Genomic DNA, 26,871 nt, shown 5'->3' with positions numbered 1-26,871 from the left:
ATTAAACCATGTCTGAATTTAACGAGTTTGACCAACAAGGCTCTGTTCCGTCCAGAGAAACGGGAGCGATTATTTCGCATGCTTTCGAAATGTATAAAGGGGTGATTCTTTATGCTGTTGTAGCAATGATCATTTACGTGATAGCAGATTCTATTTTACAATCTATCACAGGGTTTCATTCCTGGAATATGGTTGGAGAAATGAAAGATTCAGACGGAGATTTATCAAATTTTAAGTATTACCATGCACCGGGATTGTCTTTATATTATTCCTTTTCGAGTATTTTAGGAGCACTTCTTTCACCTTTGTACATAGGGTTAATTTTCATTTTTAATAAATACAACACAAAAACGGCGATTGAAATTTCGGATTTATTTATTGGTTACCGACAGAATTTTGTAAATATTCTTATTTATAGTTTAATTACACATGTTATTTTGAGGATCGCTTTGGCTATGTGTGGTATTCCGTTCTTTTTTGTTTTTCCGTTTTTCCTTTTAGGATATCCTATCCTTCTTTTTGAAAATGCCAATGCGACTGACGCATTAGGAAAAGCTTATAATATGGCAAAAGATAACTATGGAACGTTTTTGGGTGTATCTTTTTTAGGACTAATATTGAGTTTCTGCGGATTTTTTGCATGTTGCATAGGAATACTCGTAACGGGAACGTTTATTGCTGCTGTAATGTACTCTACATATTGTGCCTTTTCAGGGAAACCAAGACAAATAACCTACAATAAATAATGAATAAAGAAGAACAAATAAGCAGTGTGAAAATAAAGCAAGTATCATTACTTGCTATTATATTGGTGTTGGCAGGATTGGTCTGTTTTAATCTTGCTCTTTTTATACCGTCTGTTTTAGGAGCGATTACCATCTATGTCGTTTGCAGAAGGTATAATTTTTATCTGCAGGAAGAAAAAAAATGGAAACCTTGGGCTTCATCGTTGGTTTTGATGCTTGCAAGTTTGATAATTCTTATTCTGCCACTTTATTTCATTGGAGATTTATTGATAGAAAAACTTGGAAATGCACAGGCTTATATGGCTAAATTTAATGTATTTCTGGAAAAAATACATTCTTATATTTATTCGAAAACAGGTTTTGATATTTTGAGTAAAGAAAATATGGACAAGCTGAAAAATTCAGTCGGACAGTTTTCTACGAAAGCATTGAGCGGGACATTCAACACGCTGACAGTCATTATATCTATGTATTTTATTCTTTACTTTATGTTGGCTCAGCCAAGGTTTTTTGAAAAAATTCTTGCCTCATCGGCTCCTTTAAAAAGATCAAATGTTTCTTTAATTGGAGAAAAGATGAGAAAATTAATTATGGCCAATGCCATCGGAATTCCTGTTGTAGCACTTGGTCAAGGTATTGTGGGGCTCGTAGGATATTTCATTTTTGGTGCACCAAGCCCTGTTTTGCTTTTTGCTTTGACGGCTGCCGCATCGATGATTCCTGTTGTAGGAGCAGCAATTGTTTACGTTCCTGTCTGTATTTATATGATTGCCGAAGGGGATACCGGCCACGGGCTTGGATTAGCTGCTTACTGTCTGATTGTTGTAGGTTTGACAGATAATCTTTTGAGGTTTACTCTTTTGAAAAAGTTAGAAGACATACATCCTTTAAATACGGTTTTCGGAATTATTATGGGAATGAATTTATTTGGTTTTATGGGGCTAATTTTCGGTCCTATTCTCATTTCTCTTACTCTTTTACTAATTCAAGTGTATAGAAATGAATTTTCTGACGAAGATACACCACCTGATTTAAAATTGGATAAAAATGACGAACTCGAAAATAAAGTTGATTTAATACTATAAATTGTGGAAGGAATAAACCCGGAAATATTAAAAGAAATTTGTGTCGTAAAAATGCCTTTTGGTAAATATAAAGATACCATCTTGGCGGATTTGCCAATAAGTTACCTGGAATGGTTTTACCGAAAAGGAATGCCTCCCGGAAAGCTTGGAATGCAGCTTTCAACCATTTATGAAATAAAACTGAATGGATTGATGGATTTACTGATTCCGATACGTGGAGGAGTGGTAGATTATGAAAAGCCTAAAACAAAGACTTACAAATTCTAGTATAAAATTATCTGTGATAGCATCGAAGATACTGATACGTTTGAAAACAGTTGAAATAAGTTTCGAGTAATAAAGGCTTTTTTCAGTGGTTTTTTGTTTTTATTACACTTCGTATTTACGTTTCGAAACTTCAATTTTTTTCATTGAATTTCTTAAATGTTGGAACAAATCCGACATTGAATTTTTGAATATAATATCAAGAAAAGACATGTCATTGTAGCTATGATTCAAATAAAAGGTATTCATAAATACCAAAACAAAAGTTCAATTCAGGTTACACTATAAAATAAAACAGTAATACAAGATTTGAAAAGGAAATTGGATTTGATGTAGAATTAGACTATGTAATTGTATTGTATGACACCATTATCTGAACCAACTACAAAAGCTACTGTTATCACCATTGTAAATGTATAGCATAATTTTTTATTATATTCATAATTTTTTGAAATTATTAAAAAAGAGCAGGGAAAAACCCTGCTCTAAAAACACTAAATTAAATCAAGAAAATAATGATCTCTGAAAATCAACGGTAATTCTTGATTACTTTCTTATTGAACATCTCCTACACAGAAACTGAAAATTTGTCCTGCTGTCGGATTTACATTAGCAAATCTAATTTCAACCTCATCAAACCATACTCCCCCATAATTCCTTAATGTACTACAAGAAGTACTACCCAGTGATGTATTTGTTGGATTTACAACTGTATTATTATTTCTGAAAGTTTCGGTAAATCCAGTACTTCCACTACTTTGAGGAAAGAGTATACTTATCTTAAGATTACTTATTTTTTTATCAAATCTTATTCTTACAGTACTTCCTGCTGGGGCATTGGGACGCATCTGATACCCTCCGCCTAGAGGACTTCCACAAATTGCAGTGTTATTATTTACAATATTGGTGTAAGTAACTGTTGCATTTACTGGTACTCCATTTATTGTTCCGGAAACTACCGTTCCGCTTGTCGCTGCGTATGGAATACTGAATGAACTTGTAGTACAGGCAGTTGCTCCGGACGGTGGCGTAGCTGCTCCCGTTACTGTTCTTGTAATCACACATGCTCTGCCATTTATATTTATGTTAAAACTTGCTGTTCCTGCAGAAGTTGGGGTACCCGTAATGGTATAAGTAAGTGTCCCGTTTCCGCTGGCCAGTGTTCCTGCTGCTAAGGTTGCAGTAAGCCCGGTTACTCCTGTAGAAGCTACGGACTGTGCTGTATAAGTGCCTCCGTTTCCTCCTGTATAAGGTACAACGGATGATACTCCTGATGCGGCAACCCTACTGGTTAATGTTCCGTTCTGGGTAGCCCCTGCACAGTTTAAAGTTGATACGCTTCCCACCGGAGCAATGACAGCTCTTGTTAAAGTACAGGTACGGCCGCCGATATTAATGGCAAAATTTGCATTTCCTACTGCGCTTGGTGTTCCTGTTATCGTATAGGTAAGTGTTCCGTTCCCTGTGACAAAACTTCCTGCCGCCAGTGTTGCAGTAAGCCCTGTTACTCCTGTAGAGGCTATAGTCTGTCCGCCGTGGGAACCTCCGTTTCCTCCTGTATAAGGAATTGAAGAGGTAACTGAATTATTTATTCCCTTGGTTAAAGTACCATTATTGGTGGCACTTGCACAGGTGACTGCTGTAATAGCTCCTGCAGGAGGAGCAGTGGCAGCACAGGTAGATACCCATGCAGACGAGTTCCAAAAATCCATACAGTTGGTCGTTGTGTTATAAATCATTAGCCCTGCCGGTTTAGTGGCTGCCGGAATGGCATTTCTTTGGGCTGTTGTGAGTCTCGGAGGGAGAAACCCTTTATTGGTTGCATTTAATTCTAATACTGCATTGGCATTTGGAGTAGCGGTTCCTACACCCATATTTCCGTTTGGAAGCATTGCTGCAACGGTAGTAAGGGTTTGTCCATCGCCATAAGTACCGGTAGCATTAGCCCCTACATTGAAAAGCATACCTCTTTCTGCTCCTGATGCATTAATAGAAGGCGAGTATGAATCTACATTAAACCAAAGATTATCCCAGCTTCCTGTTCCTGATGCTGCTTTTATACCAAATCGGTTACCTACAATATCTAATTTTGCGGTGGGCGTATTTGTGCCTATCCCAACACTGTTGTTGGCTGCGTCTATTGAGAATGTATTTCCATCTACTGAGAATGAGTTTACTCTCGTTCCTGTAAAAGCGATTGTCTTGTCTTCCTGCTTTACTATACGGTCACTTTCAAGGGTACCGTCAGTATTATAAATATTTACCATTGGATTGACAAGAGATGAAGTATTCAGTTTTACCCAAAAACTTCCATCAAAATAATAATATCCGATATCATCGATATTAATGGCTGTACCCATTTGTAAACCCGTACTGATGTCGTTTACATATATTAATGTAGACACAGGAGCTCCAAACATTGATTGTGCTCTTTCTCTGTCTACTCTGGGAATAAGCAGACCTTCCACATTTCTGGAAGTTCCTGTTGCTTCTTTTGCCGTAATATCAAATGTTGCTTTTGGGTCAGGGGTATTAATACCGACTTGGGAAAAAGCAAATATTGAGCTTAGCAGAGTAAATAAAATAATTGTATTTTTTTTCATTTCGTAATTGTTTTGTTTGATTAGTAAATTTTATCCTTGTGTTTTCAGAACCGTATCTCATACTTAAAAATGACTAGTATTATTAAAAGTATTTCGATGTCATATTGTTTGCAAAATTATAACCATACAGATTAAATAAATGCACTACAATGACACAACAGAGTTTCAAGTATCTAGAAAACAATTAGTTATAGTTGATGTGAAGTAATGTTGCAGTATTTGGGTAGTTTAAATATTGCTATGAATTTTTATTATTTATCTTAATCCAGGGTTTATTTTTTTTTGATTTTCGTAAATTCGAACAATAAAATATGTTTATGTTTCTTCATCATATTACATTAAAATCCTTAATTCTATTTTTTCTGCTACAAATTGTTAAGTATCAGTCTCAGGATTATTCTTTTTTTCCAGAAACAATACAAAAGACAGCTAATTATTACAATAAAGGAGAGTATGTAAAAGCAATGGAGTTTAATATCAATGCGTTGAAAAAATATGAAAAGGCTGGTGATAAAGATGGAATCGTAACTACTTATACCAACATAGGGTTTCTACTTTTTTCGTATAATAAACTTCAGGAGAGTATTGATTATTTAGAGAAAGCTAAAACGGAAATGGGAACTAATGATAACCCTTTGTTTTTGGCTAGAATTTACAGTGAATACGCTAAAAATTATACTCGACTAGGAATGATTGATAAGTCCAACATTTTTTTTGATAAAGCTATTCAGTATACAGAGGATATTCATGTAGAAAAACAGAAAAAATATCTCTTATTCTATATTTATACATGGAAACAACTTAACTTTTTGGATAAACCGGATTCACTGAGAAATATTGAAAGAAAAGCTCTTGTCAATCTACCCAGCGGGATTACCTATACTAAAATTGCTGATAGGTTCATTGAAAATAACGTCCGGTTAGATTCAGCAGAGTATTACCTCAATAAGGCTCTCTTTGCTCCGGATCGAAATTTTATATTAATTAAGGGAATTACATTATTTAGTCATGGAAATCTGTATGTGGTAAAAGGGGATCATGAAAAAGCACTTCATTATTACCTGAAATCTCTGGATGCTTTTAAGCAAGGAAAGTCTAAAACTCTTATCAGGAAAGCTTATGATTCACTTTCAAGTGTTTACAATGCGATGAATAATGAAAAAATGTCTAAGGAATATCTTGAAAAATTTAAAGCTTTAAATGATAGCATTAAAAAAGAAGAAAAAGCTGCCATTAATATTGTTGTAAACAAACTTTCAGAAGATGAGACGAAGGAAAAAAGGCAAGAAAAAAATAAAATGTATCTTATAATTTCGTGCATTATTGTTTTATTTGTGGTTTCTGTGTATTTTATTCGAAGGATTAATCTTTCTAAGCAGTTAAAAAAAGACCGTCTGCTTGAAGAACAAACTTTAAAAGTTCTAAAATTAAAAAAACAAGTTAATAATAGCTCTTTTGATAAAGTCATTCGAATGGCTAAAGACGATGATCCTTTTTTTCTTTCCTATTTTAAAGAGGTATATCCAGAATTTTATGAAAAATTAATTAATCACAATGCAAATCTAAAAGACAATGACATAAGATTTTGTGCATATATAAAACTTAATATCAGTAATAAGGAGATTGCTAAATTTAAAAACTTGACATTTAGAAGTGTTGAAACTACAAAGTATCGGCTTAAAAAGAAATTGGGATTAGATGTTTCTACAGACCTTAATAAATGGATTAATGATTTATAAAATAAAAAGACAGGGGTGAAATATCCCTGTCTTCAAACACTAAGTTCTTTCAATAATTGAAAGAATGAAAAAAAATTATTTTGTAAATTTATTAATAGTTCAGTTCATTATAGGCACTACAATTACACGACAAAATTTCAATGTGCTAGTATTCAGTATCATATATTTATAACTAAGTGGTATTGCAGTAATACTAAAGCTTAAATCAGATTATATTTTACTAAAAGCTTGAATATTTAATATCTTATATTTCATCAAAACTATCGTAGAAGTAGTAAAAAAGGTTTTAAAGTATCAACTTTTTTCTTTTTTGAAATGATATTTTAGTTTACTTGTACAAAACAAGGAGTGCGAGAAAAATAATCTGAATTAGTCAATACTTAATCTGACAGTTGTAATCAAATTGATTAAGTATTGATTAGTTCATTTTAGGCTCCCAAAGCTCAACTTTATTCCCTTCCAAATCAAGAATATGAACAAATTTTCCGAAATCATAAACAGCAATTTCGTCCAGAATTTCTACACTTTCTTTTTTTAATTCTTCTACTAAACCCTCCAGATTATCAACAGTGTAGTTGATCATAAATTCCCTTGCAGAAGGCTCAAAATATTTAGTTGTTTCAGGAGATGGGCTCCATGTTAAAGAACCGTTTGAATTTGAGTCTGACATTTCTTTCCAGTCAAAAGTTGCCCCATAATCATTTACATTAACTCCTAAGTGTGTTTTGTACCATTCTTTCAATGCTTTTGGATCTTTGCATTTGAAAAAAATACCTCCAATTCCTGTTACTCTTTTCATTTTTTATAATTGTTTTTTTGTTTAATTGAATTAATCTCTTAAAGCGGCAATTTCATCTCTTAATTGTGCAGCTTTTATAAAATCGAGATTTTTTGCAGCCGCTTCCATTTCTTTTTGTTTTTGGACAATCATTTTTTCAATATCTTCACTTGCATATGTTGCTTTGGCTTCTGCAACTTTCTGTAAAATTTGCTTTTGAGTATATTTTTCGTCAGGAAAATCTTTGCTTCTTCCGACTAAATTTTCAGAAATCTTTTTATTTAAAGCCTGAGGAACTTTTCCGTGTTCTTCATTGTACTGTATCTGTTTTGCTCTACGATATTCGGTTTCGTCAAGGGTTGCCTGCATAGATTTTGTAATTTTATCAGCATACATGATGGCTCTTCCGTTGATGTTTCTTGCAGCACGGCCTACCGTCTGAATCATTGATCTCCTGCTTCTTAGCATTCCTTCTTTATCCGCATCGAGAATAGCAACCAACGAAACTTCCGGTAAATCGAGACCTTCTCTCAAAAGGTTTACTCCAATTAAAACATCAAAAAGACCAAGACGTAAATCCTGCATGATTTGAATACGTTCTAAAGTTTCAACATCGGAGTGAATATATCTTGTTCTGATACCGAATTTGACAAAATATTTAGTCAGCTCCTCTGCCATTTTCTTGGTTAATGTTGTCACTAAAACTCTTTCATCGGCATCAGACCTTTTACGGATTTCTTCCATTAAATCATCGATTTGATTTAAAGTAGGTCTTACTTCAATAATCGGATCTAAAAGTCCTGTCGGGCGGATAATTTGTTCAATATAGTCACCGCCGGTTTTTTCCATTTCATAATCAGCGGGTGTTGCAGAAACATAAATCACCTGATTCTGCATATCTTCAAATTCATTAAACTTTAATGGTCTGTTATCCATTGCGGCGGGAAGCCTGAAACCGTACTCTACCAAGGCTTCTTTTCTGCTTCGGTCACCTCCATACATAGCGTGAACCTGAGGAATGGTAACGTGACTTTCATCAATAACCATTAAAAAATCCTTGGGGAAATAATCAATCAGGCAGAAAGGCCTGGAGCCCGGAAGTCTTCCGTCTAGATAACGTGAATAGTTCTCGATTCCCGAACAGTATCCTAGTTCTTTTATCATTTCAAGGTCGAGTTCCGTTCTTTCCTGTAATCTTTTGGCTTCCAGGGGTTTTTCAATTGAATTAAAGAAATCAACCTGTTTCACCATATCGTCCTGAATTTCTCTTATTGCCCCATTTAAAGTTTCTTTTGAGGTTACAAAAAGATTGGCGGGATAAATCTGAATCTGGTCAAAATTAGCTGTAACGTTTCCTGAAACAGGATCAAAGCTTTGAATTTTTTCAATTTCATCTCCAAAAAACTGTATTCTGACAGCGTTATCTGCATAAGCCGGGAATACATCAATCACATCCCCCTTTACACGAAACGTACCTCTTTGGAATTCATTTAATGTTCTGGCATACAATGCACTAACTAATGAGTGAAGGAGTGCGGTTCTTGTTACTTTTTCGCCAATGGCGATAGAAATTAATGATTTATGGAATTCATTTGGGTTCCCGATACCGTAAATGCATGAAACTGATGCAACTATCAAAACATCTCTTCTTCCGGAAAGTAAACTCGCTGTTGCGGAAAGACGGAGTTTTTCCACTTCCTCATTGATACTTAGATCTTTTTCTATATAGGTTCCTGTCGTAGCGATATAGGCTTCAGGTTGATAATAGTCATAATAACTTACAAAATATTCAACAGCATTTTCAGGAAAAAATTCTTTAAATTCCATAAAAAGCTGTGCCGCCAACGTTTTATTATGAGCTAAAACTAAAGTCGGTCTCTGAACATTCTGAACCACATTTGCTACGGTAAATGTTTTTCCGGAGCCTGTCACACCCAATAATGTCTGATATTTCTCACCGATTTCGATTCCTTCGGTAAGTTTTTTTATGGCAGTGGGCTGGTCTCCGGTTGGTTTATATTCTGATTGAAGTTTGAAATTCATATATCAAATTTATGAAATAAAAAAGAGTCCTGAATCGGACTCTTGTTAAATTTATTCATAAAATCTACTGAAAGCTCATGGTCATTGAAAGTCGCATTGTATAGCTTATAACTGCTCCGTTTTTAGTTGACGGCTTCCATTTTACTCCATCATTTGCTCTTAAAAAAGCAGCTTTTATCTCATTATTGAAGTTTTCATTATTACCTTTTACTGCTATATCAGTAACATTTCCGGATTCATCAATAACGTAATTAATTTCAGATCTTAAAGGTTCTGTTTGAACTTCTTTGGTGGGTTGTTTACTTTTTGGACTAAGAGTGTCTAAAAATTTCTTTTTCATCACTTGTGTATTTTACCTCCGTTGTTTTATCAAAGTTCTTGTTTTCCTGAAAAATTCCTCGAGAGGTTTCATTTGTTTGTGCTTTTTATAATCTTAATAATTTTTATTGTTGCTAAATTGCTCTCGCCTGCATACGTTTTTTGGATAAATAATCCGAAAGCAATAATCAATATTGGAACACTGACTGCTTTTTTGATCCCAATAAGTTTTGATCTTTTTCTGTTCATCATAATAAATCGTTTTTTTGATGTTGTTGAAATTGAATGTATGGGTAAGGTAATAGTTTTGGCTTGAAATAATTTCACTAAGAATTAATTCCTGGTAACCTTTTATATTAAAATCTTGTTTTAAAACTTCTTGATCTGCTAAAATAAAAATTTAAATCTCCAAATTTTATGGCATTATTTTTCCATTCAATTGATAAACCACCAAATCATAATACTATGAAATTCAATAAATTTTATGTTCCGATTTTAAGTTTACTTCTCATTTTATCTTCATGTAAAAAGAATAATGTCAATGCGCAAAAAATAGGCAATGACGGAAGTGTGGAAAGAGGGAAACCGAACTCAGATTATAAACCTGCCTTTGCTGGGCAGACAAGAATTAAAGCTGTAAAAACCTCCACATCATATAATGTTGAGGTATTAAATAAAGATTTGGGAAGACCTTGGGGAATTATTAATCTACCGGATGGAAAATTCTTAATTACAGATAAAAAAGGCTATATGAATGTTGTCACACATGATGGAAAACAGGTTTCTAAAATCGAAGGTTTTCCAAAAGTAGATTCAAAAGGGCAGGGCGGAATGCTTGATGTGGCACTTGATCCGGATTTTAAAACCAACAATATTATCTATTTCAGTTTTTCAGAGCCTTATGAGAAAGGAAATCATACTGCAGTTGCAAAAGGAAAACTTTCACAGGATTTGAAGAATATTTCTGAGGTACAGGTAATTTTTAGGGCAACTCCCACATATGACGGGGATAAGCATTACGGAAGCAGACTAGCTTTTGACAAAGATGGGAATCTTTTTGTAAGTACAGGAGAAAGATCCGATAAGGAAACAAGAGTTTATGCTCAAAAAACAGATAATTATTTAGGCAAGATTCTTAAAATTACTAAAGAAGGAAAACCTGCTCCTGGAAATCCGTTCATCGGCAAAGCTGGTTTTAAACCTGAAATTTACGCATATGGAATCAGAAATCCTCAAGGTTTAGCTATTGATCCCACCGGAAATCTCTGGGACGTGGAAATGGGGCCAAGAGGAGGTGATGAAATTAATTTGATTCAGCCCGGAAAGAATTACGGTTGGGGTGATGTTACATACGGAATTGAGTATTCCGGTGAAAAAATAAATAACGGAACAACTCAAAAAGTAGGGACAGAACAGCCTGTTTATTATTGGGATCCTGTAATATCGCCAAGCGGAGTAACTTTTTACACGGGAAATATTGATGAATGGAAAGGGAATTTGATTATCGGTTGTCTTAGTGGTGAACATATCAATAGAATTGTCATGAAAGATAATAAAGTAGTGGGGGAGGAACGTCTTTTAGAAGATCAGAAGGAACGTTTTCGTGATGTGCTGAATGGAAGTGATGGCAGTCTATATGCAGTAACCGACAGTGGAAAATTATATAAAATTTCTAAAAAATAAGTCTTTTATATATTAATGGTTCGGGCTCAAAACTTTGTTTTGAGCCCGAACCGCTTTATTTTTATGCTTCCTCCAATTGTACTGTGAAGTGTCTTAACAAATCTGGTTCCCATGTGATTTTGTAGCCTTTTGCTATTTCGTCACGTCTTTCATATACGTTTTTAATTGCAGCAGCAATATAATCCATATGGTTGTTTGTATATGTTCTTCTAGGAATAGCTAAACGTACCAATTCTAACTTAGGATAACGGTTTTCTCTTGTTTCAGGATCTCTGTCTGCCAATAAAGTCCCGATTTCAACAGTTCTGATTCCCGCTTCTTTATAAATCTCAAGACCTAAAGTCTGTGCAGGATATTCTTCACGAGAAACTTTTGGTAAAAAGTTCAATGAATCAATGAAAACAGCATGCCCTCCGATTGGTTTTTGAACAGGAATTCCATATTCAATTAATTTGTTTCCAAGATATTCAACCTGAGAAATTCTGCTTTCCAAATAAGCAAATTCAGTGGCTTCATCAAGGCCCACCGCCAAAGCTGCCATATCTCTCCCAGCCATACCTCCATAAGTAATAAAACCTTCGTAGATAATCGTGAAGCTAGATGCTTTTCTGTAAATTTCTTCACTGTTTAAAGCAATAAATCCTCCTATATTTACCAAACCATCCTTCTTGGAACTCATTGTCATACCATCCCCGTAAGAGAAAATTTCTTTACAGATTTCTTTGATGCTTCTGCTTTCCTGTCCTGCTTCTCTTTTTTTGATGAAATAAGCATTTTCTGCAAATCTCGCAGAGTCAAAAAATACAGGAACTCCATATTTATCAGAAAGCTCTTTTACAGCTTTCATGTTTTCCAAAGAAACGGGCTGTCCTCCTGAAGAGTTACAAGTAATGGTAATCAAGCAGAAAGGGATGCTTTCTTTAGGATGGCTCTTATAAACTTCCTCAAGTTTTTCCAGATTGATATTTCCTTTGAAAGGATGAAGATCATTGATATCAAAAGCTTCATCAACTGTACAGTCGATAGCGTGGGCTTTTCTGAACTCGATATGTCCTTTTGTTGTGTCAAAGTGAGAGTTCCCCGGAACTACATCCCCTTCTTTTACCAATACTGAAAATAAAACGTTTTCAGCAGCCCTGCCTTGGTGAGTAGGTAATAAATATTTGAAGCCTGTGATTTTCTCAACAGTATTTTGCAATTGTTCGAATGAGCGTGAGCCGGCATAACTTTCGTCACCTGTCATCAAAGCGCCCCATTGTCTGTCAGACATTGCACCTGTACCTGAGTCCGTTAGCAAATCGATGAAAACCTGTGAAGATTTTAGGTTAAACAAATTATAGTTAGCCTGTTTTAGCCAAAGCTCTCTTTCTTCTCTTGTTGATTGACGGATTTCTTCCACCATTTTAATACGGAAAGGCTCCGCGTACGGTAAATTCATGATATTATTTATTAGATTGTTTAAAGAAAAATTCTATTTGAAATAAATTCAAATTCATCAATTATATTTAAAGAAATAACGTTTCGCTATTCAGGAGCTTTAAATATATTATCATCAGAGTGGAAACCTGCAACACCACCACTTACGGCAAATTTCATTGCAGAGGCAGCTGTCATTCCTACTACAGATTTGATGTTTTTTTCTTCAGTAACAATTACCCAACCTGAAATAGCATAGGAATGAGGAAGATAAACTGCAACATAATTGTGTTTATCCACATCCGCCATTTCTTTCTGAGTTAAAAATCCGATTCTCCATATTTCTGGATTTTCGTTTGTTTTAACCCAAACAGGATCATTGAATTTTTTCTTATCTCCTACAAATGAAGACATTACATCTTTTGTTGGAGTATAAATATGTTTTACACCCGGAGTTTTTTCCAATAAACTATCCATTGTGTCAAAAAAGAATCTCCCGACTACAAATTTATTTCCTAAAAATCCTAAAAGTGCTGTAATTAAAATAGTTGAAATAAAAACTAACCCTGGAATTTCTTTTGCAACAGAGGGAATGATGTTATCAATAGAAGTAATAATATACCATATTACAAAAATAGTAAGCCCGATAGGACCAATAATTACCAATCCCTGAAAAAAGTTTTTCAGAAAGAAATTGGCCATATTCTCAAAAGTCAGTTTTTTCACTGTGTTTTTATAGATATTTTTTAACCGTGTATTGTTTCTTTGTTTCCGTAAGACTTTATGATGCTTGCTTCATATTCAAGCCATTCTTCCCAACGTTTGTTTACTTTTTCTTCGTCTCCCAATTGTCTTGCAAAACCGATAAAAGTTGTATAATGATTGGCTTCAGAAATCATTAATTCTCTATAGAAAACTTTAAGCTCTTCGTCTTTGATGTTTTCAGTAAGAACTTTAAATCTTTCACAGCTTCTGGCTTCAATCATAGCAGCGAAAAGCATTTTATCAACAATCAGATCGTCCCTGTTTCCTCCTTTTTGGATAAAGTTTACAAGTTCATTTACGTAATCATCTTTTCTGGTACGTCCAAAAGTGTACCCTCTTTTCTTGATGATCTCATGAACCTGATTAAAATGATCAAGTTCCTCCTGTGCGATTGCCAAAAGCTCAGTCACGATTTCAGGGTATTCCGGAAGCATGGTAATCAATCCGATAGCGTTTGTAGCAGCTTTTTGCTCACACCAAGCGTGATCTGTCAAAATTTCTCCAATGTTTTCTTCTGCAATATTTGCCCACCTAGGATCGGTAGGAAGTTTCAACTTAAACATGTTTGTAATTTTTTGTAAAATTAAAATAAATTGCGATAAGACCTATTATTTTATTTAAGAAGCTGTTTTCTTTCTCAAAAATTCTAAAATATTCCATCCTAAAGTATCAACTTTCTTCAACCCTGCCGAAATAAGGAATGCTAAAACGATATTAATACCATAAATTAAAAACATCAAAATCCACCAGGGCATATTTTCTTTTAATGGAACAACTAAAAAATAGACTAAAGAAGAGCTTATTCCCTGTGCAAAATAAAAAAATATGGCATTTTTTCCAATGTGAGTCACGAAATTTTCTTTTATGATTTTTAATCTGTTATAAAAAACAAATAAAGTAACCAGTGAAAATAATGTCCATATTATATAAGGAATCTTCGGCGGAAATTTATTTTTATTGATTTTAAAGAAAATTTCATTTCCGTAATACCAAAACATCCAGATTAAGGCTGCTGCAACCAATCCGTAAAGAACCGGAATTATTTTGGCAGGGATTTTTTTACCTCTCATTCTATTAGCGATTAGGAAAATGGCCATATAAAATGCTACGTAACCAACTTGTCCTGTAGGATAGAACCAAGGAAAAATATTAAATATCAACGTTAGAGTAATACAGAGACCGATAAACCAATTGATATGCTTTGGAAAAAATCTTAAAATTAAAACTCCGAAAACCGTTAAAATAAAATAGACTTTCAGATACCAAAAACTGCCCATTACCACAGGAAAAGTATCAGCATTGGTGTATTGATGCAGATACCAATTGCCCAGATTTTGCCATTGCGGTATTGTAGAGATACCCGTTGTGGCGTATTTTGACCCAAATGTTGAATAAAATTTCTGTAACCATTCTAAAGAGAAAAAACTTAACCCAAAAACCTTAAAAAAGTAATCAAGGAAAAATAAAAAAGTTACAAAAATCATGTAGGTGATTTGTAGCTTCAAAAGTCTGTAAAAGGTTTTTTCAATATTTGAACCAGAAGTGGTTCCGCTTAAAGCATAAAATAAAGCTACATCAAAAACCAAAGAAAAGACTCTGACTTCCGCAGGGATATAAAATTGTCCGGACCAGAAGGCAGTATGAATAAATATGATGGAAAGCGTTGCCAATCCTTTTGCAAAATCGATGTAGAGATCTCTGTTCATTATTTATGTATGATGATTCAAAAGTAAATAAACTTTAGGAATTTTTGGCTAAAAAGCAAAAGAGGTAAGACATTGCTTACCTCTTTTTAGTAATATGCTAAAAATGAATGTTTACTTAAGTTCTTTGAACTCTTCAGCAGAAATCTCACCCGTCTGAATTTTTCTCAATTCATCCATATACTGACTCATATAAGCGTCAAGTTCCGGATATTGTGTATTTTTTGCCATTTTATAAGTTCCGTTCAAAACTCCCTGATAATAATAGAAAAAGTTATAATCAAACGCTGAAGCTGTAAGATCATATTGACCTAAAAGGAACCCTAAACGTACTGCAGATCTTCTCTGAGGGGGCGTTCCATGATGTCCTGAGCTTGTTGTCTGATAATCTCCAATACTTTGTGCAAACTCATACGCTGAAGCAATCTGAGCAAATGTAGTCTGGTTATATCCATTGGGTCTTCTTAAATAATATCCTGCGAAACCGTCAGCTTCCAACTCATTCGGTCTTGCTGTCGACTCACTTACAGTAGGTAATCCGAAAATATACTGCAGCTGATGGCCATATTCGTGGGCTAAAATCATTGCATTTACAATATCTCCTCCTTTTGCTTTTGCATCATAATAAATTGCATACCCATAATATATTTTCCCTGTAGAGTAGGAAATAGCATTATAAGTAGAATTCGGATTAGATGCATCATCTACGAAGCGTAATGTCGGATTGCTTCTTCCCCAAAGACTGGCAATTTTCGTCATTTGCGCATTCATAAAGTTGGTGTCGGCTGTTGTTTTTAATGTAGTTTTCAATACCGATGCTGAGCTCCAATATTGATCTACATAATAACAAACTTTCTCCAGATCATTTGGCTGGTCAAGTTTAAGATTGTCTGTCTGAGCTTCCGGCAAAACAGGTTCTTCTATTCTGTCATCGTTACATGCTGCTAATGTGAATGCAGCAAATGCTCCTGCTAATAAGCAGAAATTAAAGTTTTTTTTCATATAAAATATTTTGGTAAAACGAAGGTATAAAATAATCTGATATATATCATCACCTTATGGTGAAAAATTATTCAAAGCATACAGAAAAATTTTTTAAACAAAAACTTGGGTTTGATTGTAAAGTAATTAGAAATTATTCTTATATTTGCACCCTGAAATAACTAAAAATTTATAGACAATGTTTGCAATTGTAGAAATAGCAGGGCTTCAATACAAAGTTGAGCAAGACCAGAAGTTGTTTGTAAACCGTTTAAAAGGAGATAAAGGAGGAAAAGTTTCTTTCGATAAAGTACTTCTTACTGTAAACGGAGCAATCACTGTAGGCGCCCCAGCTGTAAGCGGAATCACTGTAGAAGCAGAGATTCTTGACCACGTAAAAGCTGATAAAGTAATCATCTTCAAAAAGAAAAGAAGAAAAGGTTACCAAGTGAAAAACGGTCACAGACAATCTTTAACTCAAATTCAAATTACTGGTATTACAGGATTTGACGGAGGTAAAAAAGCAGAAAAACCTGCTAAAAAAACAACAAAAAAAGCTGACGCTGAAAGCGCAGAATAATTTTAAACCAAAAAACCTTAAAATAAAATGGCACATAAGAAAGGAGTTGGTAGTTCCAAAAACGGTAGAGAATCTCACTCTAAAAGATTAGGGGTGAAGATTTTCGGAGGTCAAGACGCTATTGCCGGAAACATCATCATCAGACAGAGAGGTACTCAACACCACCCGGGTGAAAACGTGGGAATCGGTAAGGATCACACTTTGTTTGCATTAGTAGACGGTAAAGTGGTTTTCAGAAAGAAAGCAAACAACAGATCTTTCGTATCTGTAGAGCCAAACGCATAATAATATAAGCGTTTTATAAAAATTAAATCCTCAGCATTTTGTTGAGGATTTTTTTTGTTTTATGCTAAAAATAATATTCCTGATTTTTCTGCGTTTTAATTATACATCAAATTAAAACTTATATGAAAAATTTAAAGAAACTCTCAAGAAATGAACTTAAGACTTTAAAAGGAGGATTTAAGTGTGATGCTATATCATGTGACTGGTACTGCAGTCTGCCAGCAGAAAGCCGGCCGGTCTGCCTGTCTCCACAAACTTTAGTGCCTATTTGCGGTGGTTGCAATAATATTTAAGATGTTTATAAAAAAAGTAACCCCAGTTTCCGCCGGGGTTATTATTTTATGTTTAACGAATTAAATTCTATCTGATTTAAACATTAAAAACCAACCTGGAATCCGGCTTTTACACCAAAAGCTGAAATGTCCGGTCTGTCAAGATAATTTCCTCTCCAATTAAAATCGACTCTGAAAATTCTTAGGTTTCCGAAACCTATATTTTCAATTCCAAAACCGTATTCAAAGTAAACATGATCACTTGGAGCTGAATATTTTAATCTGTCAACATTAATATTTTTAGAAGCATCGCTTAATGTTCCGTAAGCTCCTCTAATGAATGCTACTTCCCTTAATTTTAGTTTTTTGATTAATGGAATAAAAGAAAGAATTTTCCCGTTAAAATGATGTTCTAAATGCAGAGTTGTGTAAGTATCTGCAACAAATTCGTAATAGTTAAGCTGTGCAAAGGTGTTTTCTGCCAAACCATAAGATTGATTTCCGGGAATAATATTTTGTAAAGCCAATGGAACGGTGTCAAAATTCTTGCCGGCTTCAAAATTGATTAATGTTTTACCCCAGCTTCCAATCAAAACAGGTTTGTAGAACATAAATTGCAGTTTGTTATAATTGTAATCGGCATTAAATAAACCCTCAATCCCTCGTGTGTATTTTAAAACAATTGTTGGCGCTAAAGTTCCATGCTCGTACCTGTCAACTCCGGTTTGCGAAAATTTTGCGCCCGGTCTTGCGATTAAACTGAACGTTAAATGTGAGTCATTAAGTGTTTTTCTTAGTTCGCTGTTTCTATAATACATTAAATTAAACCCATCAGGATTTGCGGACTTAATACTTTGCATTGTTCCGTCTAATCTTATCTGGAAGTTTTTCCAAGGTTCGATGGAAGTAAAGACATTGGTTTGATTCACGGAGCTTAAGGAAGCGTTTTCTCCTCTTGCAAAAACAGTAGATGATGCAAAAGTGCGGGACATGATTCCGTCGTCATTAGTAAGCTGTACCCCTAGTTGTAATATATCTCTTCTGTTTCCGGCTCCTACGGTAAACCGGTTAACTCTGTTAAACATATATTTACCTTCCACACCGTATTTAACCTGCTGGTCTTTGAAACCATAAGCGGTATAAAATTGTACTCTCCAGGGATCGTTTCGTGTGAAGTAGGTTCTTGCTCCTAATCTTATTCTGTCTCCTTCTACTTCATTCTTTCCGTAAATTGAAAATATGGGGCCTAGATCTATCCCTTTTGTAATATTGTAATATCCTGAGCCTAGCGTTTCATAAATCTTTACAATCCGATTAAATTTTGGAGTCTGCTGAAGTTTTTCAAGCATATCATAAACACCCTGTTCGCTTTTTGATAATGAATCGGGTCTTGCTTTTAGCCAATATGCGTCATCTTTATCTGCAAAATTATCTTCATACTCTTCTTTTTTTCGGGTAAAAACTGAAGCTGCGAGAGGTTTATTAAATTCATAATTAGAATAATCAACAGATCTTCTGGCAATAATACTTTTTGATGTTTTCTTTTTAGAAAAAGGCGTCATTTCTATCGCTGTGACGAATTTTTTAGGTAAAAAAGTCTGGTCGTCGGGATTGTCATATTCCAATTCTGTGGAAACACTGTTAATGAAATTTATGTTTATCTTTTGAGTCGATTTTAAGGTTGCTCCCAAAACGGCATAGCTGTCTGTATCAATATAAAGGTATCCCTGAAATGCTAAGACCTCAGTTCTTTTGGGCTGATATCTGATTTGATAAGCTTTTTCTCCACGTACATCAATTGTATCAATCAGGTTATAATCATATGTGCTGAAGCCATCCGTTCCCACAGGGCTTGGAAAACCAATGTCGAAATAATTTAAAGTGTTATCATAAATATTAATATCCCGATATAGGTTTTTGGCAGTCAGGGTAACAATCTGGTTATCCTGAAAACCGGATGTCTTTTGGGCAATTAAAAGTTTTTTTGTTCTTTTTGAAGGTTTGTTTTCCCCGTAATTTTCATAGATTGCTTCATTTAGAAATATCGGGAGTGCCACTTTTCCATTAGCCGTAGCGGTAGAATCTGCATAATCAAAGATGAAATCCAGCTTATTGAAGATTTTTTTCTTCATAAAGGCACTGTCCAGATTGTTGGCATCAAACTGAATTTTCTCATATTCTTTATAAGTATATGTATCGAATTTATCTAAACCGTTATTTCTTTTTCTTTTCCAGACTTCCTGCATAATTGCATATGCCGGATTTTCCTTTTTATTCTTATATTTTGGTTTCTCGTTGTGAATGACAACTTCCTGAATGCTTTCCACTTTTTCCTGAGAAAGTTTAACGAATATGTTGTTTGAATTTTCAGCAGTAATATTTACGCTTTCCAAAGCATAATTTTTTCTTAAAAACTTTAATTTATAGATGATACTGTCGGATTGCACACTGAAGCTCCCTGTAGTAGTGGTTAACGCAGGTGTATTGCTTTCATTTATGAAAATATCTACACCACTGATTTCTTTGTTTGTTTTAGCATCTAAAATCTTACCGTTTGCTGTGTTTTGAGCACACACAAGGCCTGTAAAAAATAAAAAAAAAGAGAAATAGTAATATTTGGAGTTATTAATTGGCATTTGTTGTTCTTCAAGCTATTAGCATAAACAAAAAGTATGCTGTTTTATTGTAAAAAAAATGAAATTATTTAAACTTTAATACATTTAAATATAAAGCTGCAAAGGTAATGAAAAAAACACATCAATTTTTAGTGGTATTTTCCTGTCAATTTGTAGTGTAAAAACGGATGGGTTACTTTATTGAAATCACTTTTCAAGATAGATTTTCCTTCCATTTTAGAAAATGGACATCAATTTTGTTGCCCATTTTTAAACCTTAATTCTGACAACTTACAACCCCATTCTATTAGGAAATGGTTAATAGGATTTTAAGAATAAAGTTTTAATCTTCTATAGGAAAAACCTGTCTTACAAACTTAATAAGTTCTTCAATGGTCTTAAACTCTTTTTTCACAGGGATTTGTCCAGTAAAATAGTTTACATTCATTTGGTCTCCATTTTTCTCTACCCTAAATATTGAATCTAGCTTGAAATTTCCATTTTCTGGAATCCCCACTGTCAATGAATTAATAAGATTATGAAACTGAGTAGCATAACCTAATTCTTCTAGTTTTTCTGAAATCTCTTTATAGTCCATAACTAATTTATTTTACTTTATATTTGTTTGCCCCTGCTTTTACCCAAGAATAGACAAAATCATCTAAATTTACAATAGCCTCTACACCATTTCCTTTACCTATTCCTTCAATAGGCCATGGATCTCTAATGTAAACTTTATTCTCAATGATTTTATCTACAATAACAGCATGCTTTTGACCATTTAATGGATGAATAGATGCTAGCCAGCTTCCTTCTTTAGAAATGTCTTTTGCTATTTCGGAAAAATTAGCTCCAACATTCCTAAAGTAATTGCTTGCAATGACTTCCTTATCTTTGAATATATCTTCTAATATCCTAAGAAGCTCTAGTTCATCAAGTCCTTCATCAAGATTCTTAATACCTACTATTTCAAAAATTTTCTTTTCAGATAAAATGTTACTTATTCCTAAATCTTTACAATACTGTCTTACGCAGGCCGCGACACAAGACATACTACGCTCCTGAGCAATCATGTTTCTGGAAAGAACTTCAAGATACTTTAAAATTCCACCTGTTCCAGTGCCTAACTTTGGTTTCAGAATCTTATTCCAGAAAGCATTAACTTCTTTGAAATCTCCTTTGAAGATAGGTTTTTCTCTCCATTTCAGAAGATATATACCTGTTATTGTTCTAAGTTCAATATCTTTTTTTGGATATCTTAATTTAACACAGTTTGAAAAACAAAAATTAATTATTAATAAGAGTCTAAAAAAGAATATTGATTCAATTTCTGTGAAAAAGGTGGATTCAATTATTAATTATAAGATGAAAGAAAAAACAATTGCTCCAACGAATAAAAATCAACAAACTCAATAATTTTGATATAATTTTCTTCTCTCAGGGATAAAGATGTTGCTTGTAATTGTTTTAAAAGTAGTAAGGATATATGCCAAATTTTTGAAATTATCTCTAAAATAAAAATGATTGGATTTACCTGTCTGCGGTAAAACCAATCATTTTTTTAGTTAAAGATGTTGAATTATTGTTTTGTAAAAATTAAATCCTTTGTCTCAGGTAGATAAATAGTAGTGTCTAAAGTAGGAGGACATTTTGCTGCTGTTGTAACTATATCATTTGGGCGATATTCCCAAGAGATTTGAGTGGCATTGATTTTCTTTAAATAAACATCACCCCATCCTACACTACAATTAGTTCCGCTATAAAAAAATATTACTGAATTTTGAGTCGATTTTATTTTGGTGCTATTAAAATCAATATCAAGATTGTTATTCTTAGTATCCTGCAAGATTGTTCCACCAGAATTTTTGATAATATATTTTACCACCAGAGCATCTCTAAAAAACTTTTGGTCACCATAATCAAAAAATTTGTCTTCTTCTTTAGTAATAAATAAAGTAATTTCCTTGCCTTCATAATTTGCCTTATAAGTACCTATATATGGTATTAATTCATTATTAGTGTCTTTTACATGAGCATTGTTTGGAATGTTTTCCAATGCTGTATATAAAGGAAGAGTTTGTGCAGAGCAAGATATGAAGCTAATAAATAAACTTAAAACTGTTAATGTTTTTCTGTATGCTATTTTCATTTTTTTTAATTTTTAATTAATATTATGGACATAGGGTTGCAGTAATTGTTCCGCTACTATTTTTTGTTACATTATATACTGCTCCATTTGGCTCAATACGTTGGAGAACTACTTTATTATCTAATCCCATATTTGTCAAAGTATCAAAAAATAGTTTTTCTAATCCTTTTTCATTTAATTTGCCTAAGCTATTAATGTAGGTTGTGCCATACAATATTGGTTCCGATAAATCATTAGCCTTTTCTGCATATTTTGTATTAAATTTTTTCATTTGTGCAGGTGAATATACAAAACTCCCTAATTCTGCTCCTGTTCCTGCGTAACGTATCACGTAGTGTACATATTTTGTGCCATCAGGACAACTGCTACAGGGTTCTGCTGCTATCATTCCTAAATAAGCATTTCCTATTCCATCCGCAACACTTTGAGCGGATGCAAATCCAAATAATGAATCTACCATATCTGGTGGAGAAACCATATGAATACCTGTCGCTGTATGATTGTGATAACCACCATATCCATCAGTTACATCATTAAATACGACTTGGTGTGTTGAGCTAATATCTGCTGGAACCACAGTGCCATCTTTTTTCTCTTTAAAACCTATTTCTCCTGTTTTAGGATTTGTTAACGTTAGTTTTGCATTCGCTTTTACATTGTTAATGCCTTGTTTTACATTAGGTTTGTTTAGTGTTGCCTTTGTTCTCTCACAAGGCGTGTTAATGAACTGATTATAAAATTGTTCCCAAGTTAAGTCGGGATTTTCCATAAAAACCTGTATCGCAAAATTGGCAAAATCTTGATAATAGCTATTAGGTGGTGGAGATGAAGGTGGGATATGGTCAAGATAATACTCTAAAATATTACAATAAATATCTGCATGCTCTACAGCCCAAGATTTTGTTTGGTCGGTTTGTGAGTAGAAAAAGCTACTCGCTCTTGCGGCTCTCACATAAGATGGTTCAATTGAAGGAGGGATATTAGGGTCAACGATGTAACCGCTTGGGTCATATAATCCTGAGCCACCGCCACCACCGCCTGTGTCACCGCCTCCCGGGGATGTTCCGCCTCCTCCGCCACCTCCTCCGCATTCATACGAAGTATAGCCTGAACTGGTGAAAAGACATTGAGCGCACTTATCACATTGTGACCAAGATACACCTTCTTTACAATGCCAGATTTCTACAGAATAAAAATCTGTACATATTCTTGCAGTGGATGGATTATCTATTTTTGTTACGATACCTTTTTGAGAGTCATACACAGGAATAATTTCGTTATCTAAAATCTTAACAATTGAAAATGCTACATCATTCCCTTTTTTTCTATATACAAGATTGTAAACTATTTCAGGACTTTCAAAAATATTGTATGCTCGTAAAGCATAAGTTTGAATGTTGTTGACATCCATTTTATAAATGGAAGTTTCGTCAATGCTGAACCTTTTTAGGTAATCCGAGTTTGCACTGCTTTTGTTAGATAAAGAACTGTTTGACCGTTTAAATTCATTAACTCCGCTCAAAAAAGTTTCTTTTTGAAAAGTACCAGTACTGATTTTTTGATGAATGTGTTCTCCTAATTTTTCTTCATTGTGTTTTCCTGTTGCTTCTAAATCAGTTCTACAGGAATGAAAAGTGACGCTAAAGGCTATCAGTAATGATAACCACAAAATAAATTTGTTTCTCATTTAATTGTTTTTTATTTGAATGTTGTAAAAATAATTCTTTTTATTAATTGTTGAAATGTTCTTAAAACTTTTTATTTTATCAATGATTTTTTTACTTTTTCAAAGATAAAGTTAGTAGACGACAAAAGCTGTCGTATTATATATAAGATGCAAATATTTATTAAAGGGTTGGAAATTTGTTCTAAATTTTAAATAAATTTTGTGTAAACTCTTTATTGGTAGTTTTTTTCATTGGTTTTTTTGCATAATATAATTTTCATTTAATTATTTTTTGAAAGGATTATTACCTTCACGCATAAAAACTGTACCCATCTTTTGATATTGAATTGGTTGCCCCTTTACACAAGCTGTATAAATGCCACTACCAAAATCATTCTGCGCTCTGATAATAATTACTTCTTTTTCTTCTACACCATTATCAATGGCTACAAACTTTTTTAGTCGGTTGTTCTTGATTGGCTCTTTGAAATCTTTAGGTAAATCACATTCTTTTGCAGTTTCTTTCGTTTTTCTTCCTGTGCAAAAAATAATACTGGTGTTGTTGCTAATAATAGCGTGAAAAATAATTTTTTCATAATAAATTGATATTAGTTATAATTGTTGTTTCTTTTTTGGTCGTTTTCCCAAACTTCAAATTCAGTTTGCAATCTTTTTGCTTCCTCCCATTCTTCGGGTGTAATACTTTTAGGTTCTTTAATAGCCTGTTTCTGTTCTTCTTTAGTCATAATTTTTGGAGTTTGGCTATTGGTAGTATTTCGGATTTTAGAAACTCTTTCTTTTTCCTGACTTGCTTCTGTGTATGTATCAAACCGCATCATGTATCTTTCAAGAATGTTTTTGTCGAATAGATATGCGTAGCATTTAGCCTGTGCATCGTCTAAAATCATGTATTCCTCGTCTTTTGACAGTTGGCTGGGAGTGTTAAAGATTCCTGTTACAATTACAGATTCTTTCCCGAAGTATTTATCTTTTACTTTAAAGACTATAAACGAGTGTTTTACGGCTGTTTTAAATGTGTTTTGAGGCGTTGTTATATTTGTGTTGTTTGAGTTGGTTTTTGCGGTGTCTAAAGGTCTTATACAGCTTTCTATTGGCTCTTGTTTAGTCTTGTCACAACTGATGCTTAAAGTTGGTAATATGAGAATCAAAACCTTTAATCTGTATTTTTTGAAAAACATTGTAATTAGTGAGTAAATTAACCAAAACAGCAGTAAATATTTGTAATCACTGAATACGGATTTTGCAAATAACAAGCCTTTATTAGAGTAGCTTAAAATCCGAACCTTCAATCATAAGCTCACTACACATCATTCCGTTTGTAGGAGGTCTATCCTTGTTCCGAAAGGTGTTATTTGATGTAATGTAGCTACTGGTGTTGTGGTTGGGTCATAAGTTCCACTCAAAATGATCTTTCCGTTATTATTGGTATTTGGGATATTCAAATTTGGGATATATGAAAATGTACTAAAAGTGTTCAATTGCAAATACCGTTACGAATGCTAATACAAAACCTATCAGAATTGATTTAGGTATATTGCGGTCAATCTGAATTATTTTCTTTTCCATCTTAATAATATTCAGCTATTCCATCACTTGACATAACAATAATTCTCTTGTAATCCTGAGAGATAAACACGTAAATGTTTTCTTTGGATGCCGTGTTATAGTATAATGATTGTTTAAAAATCTTACCTGCAACCTCTTTGTAGTCTGATTTTTTTAATTCAGCAGCCCAATACATTTCCTCACCATTTTTATAAACTGTAAAAAGTTGAGTTGCTCTTCCATCGGTAGATACTTCAAAATAAAATTTGTAGGTTGAAGTATCATTTGAAGTGACTTTGTATTGTGTTTGCCCGTAGCTGTCTGAATATTTTATACTTTCCTGTCTATTGTAGAAATAATAGTTTTGAGAATAACAGAAAGTACTTAACAGTACCATTGCTCCTGATAATAATACTTTTTTCATAAGTGATTTTTTGTATCACTCAGTCCCTAAAGTGAAAGGTTAATAAAAGCAAACAGCGTGGAACTTAACCATATTTGCTTATAGAGGTTCTGACAAAACCTTGTACCACAAATAGGAAAGCCCACGCCTATGGCATGAGCATTACCCATTTATTGTGTAGTACGATTTGAAACTGTCAGATTTCTATAAACACAATAAAAGCTAACGCTTATATTTTTTCGATAAAATTTGAGCCACTAAGATATGAATTTTTGTAATTGTGTGAGGTAAGTTGTTTTTTTTATCCCTCGATATTTTTTTTAATATGAAATACAGTCGGAGAGGAAGCGGTGAATATATATCAGCCAATTTACCCCATATAGAAAGTTTAAAAAATCAAAACAATCCTTTATAGTAGAATTTACAACAATTCTGTACCTGAAAATATATTATAGGTGTAAAAACTCTCCCTACCTTATCAAATACCCCTATGGGTCAAAATGGTTTTTTTCTCCCGCCCCCCTTACTTATTTAAAGCTTTTTTGGCAGTTATTTTTGTTTTGGTGCGGTCTTGTGGATTTGTTTTTCTTTTTTATCAGTGGTTATTTGTGTGTTTTAGTCTTATTTCAGCCTGTATTTGATGTAGGTTGAGTTTGACAGTATTAGATAGTGTTTTTAGGCTGTTTTGTTAAAGTTTGTGTGTCTTTGTTAGTTAAAGATTTTGAATTGAAATTTTAGAGTTTGTGCAAGGATTATGCAAATAGAATATTGAAAAAGATATTAAAATGCTGATTTTTCATGCAAATTTTGTGCAAATAAAAAAGAGTTACAGTTTTTAATTATGTAACTCTCTGACAATCAAGCTCCTCCTGCTGGGCTCGAACCAGCGACCCTCTGATTAACAGTCAGATGCTCTAACCAACTGAGCTAAGGAGGAATTTTTCTTTTGTTTTAGTGATGCAAATATAATATGAATATTAATATCAAGCAAATTTTTAATTGTAAATAATTAAATTTTTCTCGTGATAGCAGGACTTTGGGGGCTACTTATTTATTTTTCAGCATTTTAAGATTGTGTAAATTTTAAATAAAAAAAGACTTACATTTTGTAAGTCTTTTCTTGGCTCCTCCTGCTGGGCTCGAACCAGCGACCCTCTGATTAACAGTCAGATGCTCTAACCAACTGAGCTAAGGAGGAATGTCCTTTGTTT

The 26,871-nt window shown here is 33.7% G+C and carries 24 protein-coding genes and 2 tRNA genes; 8 read left to right on the top strand and 18 right to left on the bottom strand.

Features of this window, described 5'->3' with window-relative positions; translation table 11 throughout:
- Positions 1–8 precede the first annotated feature (8 nt).
- The 3 genes from ACM39_RS00935 to ACM39_RS00925 are packed head-to-tail and all read left to right on the top strand — an operon-like array spanning position 9 to position 2,098.
- A complete protein-coding gene (locus tag ACM39_RS00935) occupies positions 9–746 on the top strand; it encodes a hypothetical protein (protein WP_048509141.1) in 738 nt (245 codons plus the stop codon).
- Positions 746–1,831, top strand: coding sequence for an AI-2E family transporter (locus tag ACM39_RS00930; protein WP_048509140.1), 1,086 nt, complete (start codon positions 746–748; stop codon positions 1,829–1,831). Before ACM39_RS00935 ends, ACM39_RS00930 begins: the two co-directional genes overlap by 1 nt.
- Positions 1,832–1,843: 12 nt before the next feature.
- Entirely contained in the window at positions 1,844–2,098 is a 255-nt protein-coding gene (locus tag ACM39_RS00925) for a DUF3820 family protein (RefSeq protein ID WP_048509497.1), read from the top strand.
- Positions 2,099–2,649: 551 nt separating this feature from the next.
- On the opposite strand, the gene ACM39_RS00920 is transcribed toward ACM39_RS00925, so the two are convergent.
- Positions 2,650–4,698, bottom strand: coding sequence for a hypothetical protein (locus ACM39_RS00920; protein ID WP_048509139.1), 2,049 nt, complete (start codon positions 4,696–4,698; stop codon positions 2,650–2,652).
- A 317-nt stretch (positions 4,699–5,015) separates the two neighbouring features.
- Here ACM39_RS00920 and ACM39_RS00915 point away from each other — a divergent pair, with 317 nt between their 5' ends.
- The gene (locus ACM39_RS00915; protein WP_048509138.1) at positions 5,016–6,437 is read left to right on the top strand and encodes a tetratricopeptide repeat protein; all 1,422 of its coding nucleotides are present in this window, start codon (positions 5,016–5,018) and stop codon (positions 6,435–6,437) included.
- Between the two features lie 418 nt (positions 6,438–6,855).
- Here the strand turns inward: ACM39_RS00915 and ACM39_RS00910 are convergent, their stop codons facing one another.
- From ACM39_RS00910 to ACM39_RS00900, 3 genes are all read right to left on the bottom strand, one after another.
- Positions 6,856–7,236, bottom strand: a complete 381-nt coding sequence (locus tag ACM39_RS00910; protein WP_048509137.1) for a VOC family protein — start codon at positions 7,234–7,236, stop codon at positions 6,856–6,858.
- A gap of 30 nt (positions 7,237–7,266) precedes the next feature.
- Positions 7,267–9,258 carry an excinuclease ABC subunit UvrB gene (gene uvrB, locus ACM39_RS00905; RefSeq protein ID WP_048509136.1) on the bottom strand — a complete coding sequence of 664 codons (1,992 nt, stop codon included), beginning with the start codon at positions 9,256–9,258 and terminating at the stop codon, positions 7,267–7,269.
- Positions 9,259–9,322: 64 nt separating this feature from the next.
- Complete coding sequence (locus ACM39_RS00900) at positions 9,323–9,601, bottom strand: hypothetical protein (protein WP_131701384.1); 279 nt, start codon at positions 9,599–9,601, stop codon at positions 9,323–9,325.
- 440 nt (positions 9,602–10,041) lie between these two features.
- Between ACM39_RS00900 and ACM39_RS00895 the strand changes: the two genes are divergently transcribed.
- Complete coding sequence (locus ACM39_RS00895; protein WP_048509496.1) at positions 10,042–11,259, top strand: PQQ-dependent sugar dehydrogenase; 1,218 nt, start codon at positions 10,042–10,044, stop codon at positions 11,257–11,259.
- A gap of 61 nt (positions 11,260–11,320) precedes the next feature.
- Here ACM39_RS00895 and ACM39_RS00890 read toward each other — a convergent pair whose 3' ends face one another.
- The 5 genes from ACM39_RS00890 to ACM39_RS00870 all read right to left on the bottom strand — a co-directional run bounded on the left by ACM39_RS00890 (position 11,321) and on the right by ACM39_RS00870 (position 16,145).
- A complete protein-coding gene (locus ACM39_RS00890; RefSeq protein WP_048509134.1) occupies positions 11,321–12,697 on the bottom strand; it encodes a tryptophanase in 1,377 nt (458 codons plus the stop codon).
- 86 nt (positions 12,698–12,783) lie between these two features.
- Entirely contained in the window at positions 12,784–13,401 is a 618-nt protein-coding gene (locus ACM39_RS00885) for a DUF502 domain-containing protein (protein ID WP_048509133.1), read from the bottom strand.
- Between the two features lie 20 nt (positions 13,402–13,421).
- Positions 13,422–14,003: a tRNA-(ms[2]io[6]A)-hydroxylase gene (locus ACM39_RS00880; protein WP_048509132.1), complete on the bottom strand. Its 582-nt coding sequence runs from the start codon at positions 14,001–14,003 to the stop codon at positions 13,422–13,424.
- A 54-nt stretch (positions 14,004–14,057) separates the two neighbouring features.
- Positions 14,058–15,146 carry an acyltransferase family protein gene (locus ACM39_RS00875; protein WP_048509131.1) on the bottom strand — a complete coding sequence of 363 codons (1,089 nt, stop codon included), beginning with the start codon at positions 15,144–15,146 and terminating at the stop codon, positions 14,058–14,060.
- 111 nt (positions 15,147–15,257) lie between these two features.
- Positions 15,258–16,145: a metalloprotease gene (locus ACM39_RS00870; RefSeq protein ID WP_048509130.1), complete on the bottom strand. Its 888-nt coding sequence runs from the start codon at positions 16,143–16,145 to the stop codon at positions 15,258–15,260.
- A 178-nt stretch (positions 16,146–16,323) separates the two neighbouring features.
- Here ACM39_RS00870 and rplU point away from each other — a divergent pair, with 178 nt between their 5' ends.
- From rplU to ACM39_RS19580, 3 genes are all read left to right on the top strand, one after another.
- Positions 16,324–16,704, top strand: coding sequence for a 50S ribosomal protein L21 (gene rplU / locus ACM39_RS00865; RefSeq protein WP_048509129.1), 381 nt, complete (start codon positions 16,324–16,326; stop codon positions 16,702–16,704).
- A gap of 27 nt (positions 16,705–16,731) precedes the next feature.
- Positions 16,732–16,989, top strand: a complete 258-nt coding sequence (gene rpmA / locus ACM39_RS00860; protein ID WP_027383144.1) for a 50S ribosomal protein L27 — start codon at positions 16,732–16,734, stop codon at positions 16,987–16,989.
- A gap of 122 nt (positions 16,990–17,111) precedes the next feature.
- Entirely contained in the window at positions 17,112–17,282 is a 171-nt protein-coding gene (locus ACM39_RS19580; protein ID WP_410470236.1) for a bacteriocin-like protein, read from the top strand.
- Positions 17,283–17,365: 83 nt separating this feature from the next.
- Here the strand turns inward: ACM39_RS19580 and ACM39_RS00855 are convergent, their stop codons facing one another.
- The 9 genes from ACM39_RS00855 to ACM39_RS00810 form a co-directional block, all read right to left on the bottom strand.
- On the bottom strand, positions 17,366–19,897 hold the full coding sequence (locus ACM39_RS00855; RefSeq protein WP_117590713.1) for a DUF5686 family protein: 2,532 nt from the start codon (positions 19,895–19,897) through the stop codon (positions 17,366–17,368).
- 322 nt (positions 19,898–20,219) lie between these two features.
- Positions 20,220–20,474: a hypothetical protein gene (locus ACM39_RS00850; protein WP_048509128.1), complete on the bottom strand. Its 255-nt coding sequence runs from the start codon at positions 20,472–20,474 to the stop codon at positions 20,220–20,222.
- 7 nt (positions 20,475–20,481) lie between these two features.
- Positions 20,482–20,949 carry a hypothetical protein gene (locus tag ACM39_RS00845; RefSeq protein ID WP_048509127.1) on the bottom strand — a complete coding sequence of 156 codons (468 nt, stop codon included), beginning with the start codon at positions 20,947–20,949 and terminating at the stop codon, positions 20,482–20,484.
- Between the two features lie 506 nt (positions 20,950–21,455).
- Entirely contained in the window at positions 21,456–22,025 is a 570-nt protein-coding gene (locus ACM39_RS00835; RefSeq protein WP_131701383.1) for a DUF6705 family protein, read from the bottom strand.
- 22 nt (positions 22,026–22,047) lie between these two features.
- Positions 22,048–23,712: a hypothetical protein gene (locus tag ACM39_RS18980; RefSeq protein ID WP_048509124.1), complete on the bottom strand. Its 1,665-nt coding sequence runs from the start codon at positions 23,710–23,712 to the stop codon at positions 22,048–22,050.
- A gap of 587 nt (positions 23,713–24,299) precedes the next feature.
- Entirely contained in the window at positions 24,300–24,890 is a 591-nt protein-coding gene (locus ACM39_RS19345) for a hypothetical protein (RefSeq protein WP_048509123.1), read from the bottom strand.
- Positions 24,891–25,279: 389 nt separating this feature from the next.
- A complete protein-coding gene (locus ACM39_RS00820; RefSeq protein WP_048509122.1) occupies positions 25,280–25,681 on the bottom strand; it encodes a hypothetical protein in 402 nt (133 codons plus the stop codon).
- Positions 25,682–26,523: 842 nt separating this feature from the next.
- A tRNA-Asn gene (locus tag ACM39_RS00815) sits at positions 26,524–26,597 on the bottom strand.
- A 184-nt stretch (positions 26,598–26,781) separates the two neighbouring features.
- Positions 26,782–26,858: transfer RNA gene (locus ACM39_RS00810), tRNA-Asn, on the bottom strand.
- Between the last annotated feature and the right edge of the window lie 13 nt (positions 26,859–26,871).

This window comes from Chryseobacterium sp. FH2 (genome assembly GCF_001045455.1).
Classification (GTDB): domain Bacteria; phylum Bacteroidota; class Bacteroidia; order Flavobacteriales; family Weeksellaceae; genus Chryseobacterium.
Note: the sequence above shows the minus strand (reverse complement) of the source record. Positions and strands in the feature narration are given on the sequence as shown.

Coding starts and splice junctions, on each gene's coding strand:
- ACM39_RS00935 (WP_048509141.1), top strand. CDS start 9: ATGTCTGAATTTAACGAGTTTGACCAACAAGGCTCTGTTCCGTCCAGA.
- ACM39_RS00920 (WP_048509139.1), bottom strand. CDS start 4,698: ATGAAAAAAAATACAATTATTTTATTTACTCTGCTAAGCTCAATATTT.
- ACM39_RS00880 (WP_048509132.1), bottom strand. CDS start 14,003: ATGTTTAAGTTGAAACTTCCTACCGATCCTAGGTGGGCAAATATTGCA.
- ACM39_RS00855 (WP_117590713.1), bottom strand. CDS start 19,897: ATGCCAATTAATAACTCCAAATATTACTATTTCTCTTTTTTTTTATTT.
- uvrB (WP_048509136.1), bottom strand. CDS start 9,258: ATGAATTTCAAACTTCAATCAGAATATAAACCAACCGGAGACCAGCCC.
- rplU (WP_048509129.1), top strand. CDS start 16,324: ATGTTTGCAATTGTAGAAATAGCAGGGCTTCAATACAAAGTTGAGCAA.
- ACM39_RS00820 (WP_048509122.1), bottom strand. CDS start 25,681: ATGAAAAAAGTATTATTATCAGGAGCAATGGTACTGTTAAGTACTTTC.
- ACM39_RS00850 (WP_048509128.1), bottom strand. CDS start 20,474: ATGGACTATAAAGAGATTTCAGAAAAACTAGAAGAATTAGGTTATGCT.
- ACM39_RS19580 (WP_410470236.1), top strand. CDS start 17,112: ATGAAAAATTTAAAGAAACTCTCAAGAAATGAACTTAAGACTTTAAAA.
- rpmA (WP_027383144.1), top strand. CDS start 16,732: ATGGCACATAAGAAAGGAGTTGGTAGTTCCAAAAACGGTAGAGAATCT.
- ACM39_RS00910 (WP_048509137.1), bottom strand. CDS start 7,236: ATGAAAAGAGTAACAGGAATTGGAGGTATTTTTTTCAAATGCAAAGAT.
- ACM39_RS19345 (WP_048509123.1), bottom strand. CDS start 24,890: ATGTTTTTCAAAAAATACAGATTAAAGGTTTTGATTCTCATATTACCA.
- ACM39_RS00845 (WP_048509127.1), bottom strand. CDS start 20,949: ATGATTGCTCAGGAGCGTAGTATGTCTTGTGTCGCGGCCTGCGTAAGA.
- ACM39_RS00835 (WP_131701383.1), bottom strand. CDS start 22,025: ATGAAAATAGCATACAGAAAAACATTAACAGTTTTAAGTTTATTTATT.
- ACM39_RS00930 (WP_048509140.1), top strand. CDS start 746: ATGAATAAAGAAGAACAAATAAGCAGTGTGAAAATAAAGCAAGTATCA.
- ACM39_RS00890 (WP_048509134.1), bottom strand. CDS start 12,697: ATGAATTTACCGTACGCGGAGCCTTTCCGTATTAAAATGGTGGAAGAA.
- ACM39_RS00895 (WP_048509496.1), top strand. CDS start 10,042: ATGAAATTCAATAAATTTTATGTTCCGATTTTAAGTTTACTTCTCATT.
- ACM39_RS18980 (WP_048509124.1), bottom strand. CDS start 23,712: ATGAGAAACAAATTTATTTTGTGGTTATCATTACTGATAGCCTTTAGC.
- ACM39_RS00875 (WP_048509131.1), bottom strand. CDS start 15,146: ATGAACAGAGATCTCTACATCGATTTTGCAAAAGGATTGGCAACGCTT.
- ACM39_RS00870 (WP_048509130.1), bottom strand. CDS start 16,145: ATGAAAAAAAACTTTAATTTCTGCTTATTAGCAGGAGCATTTGCTGCA.
- ACM39_RS00915 (WP_048509138.1), top strand. CDS start 5,016: ATGTTTCTTCATCATATTACATTAAAATCCTTAATTCTATTTTTTCTG.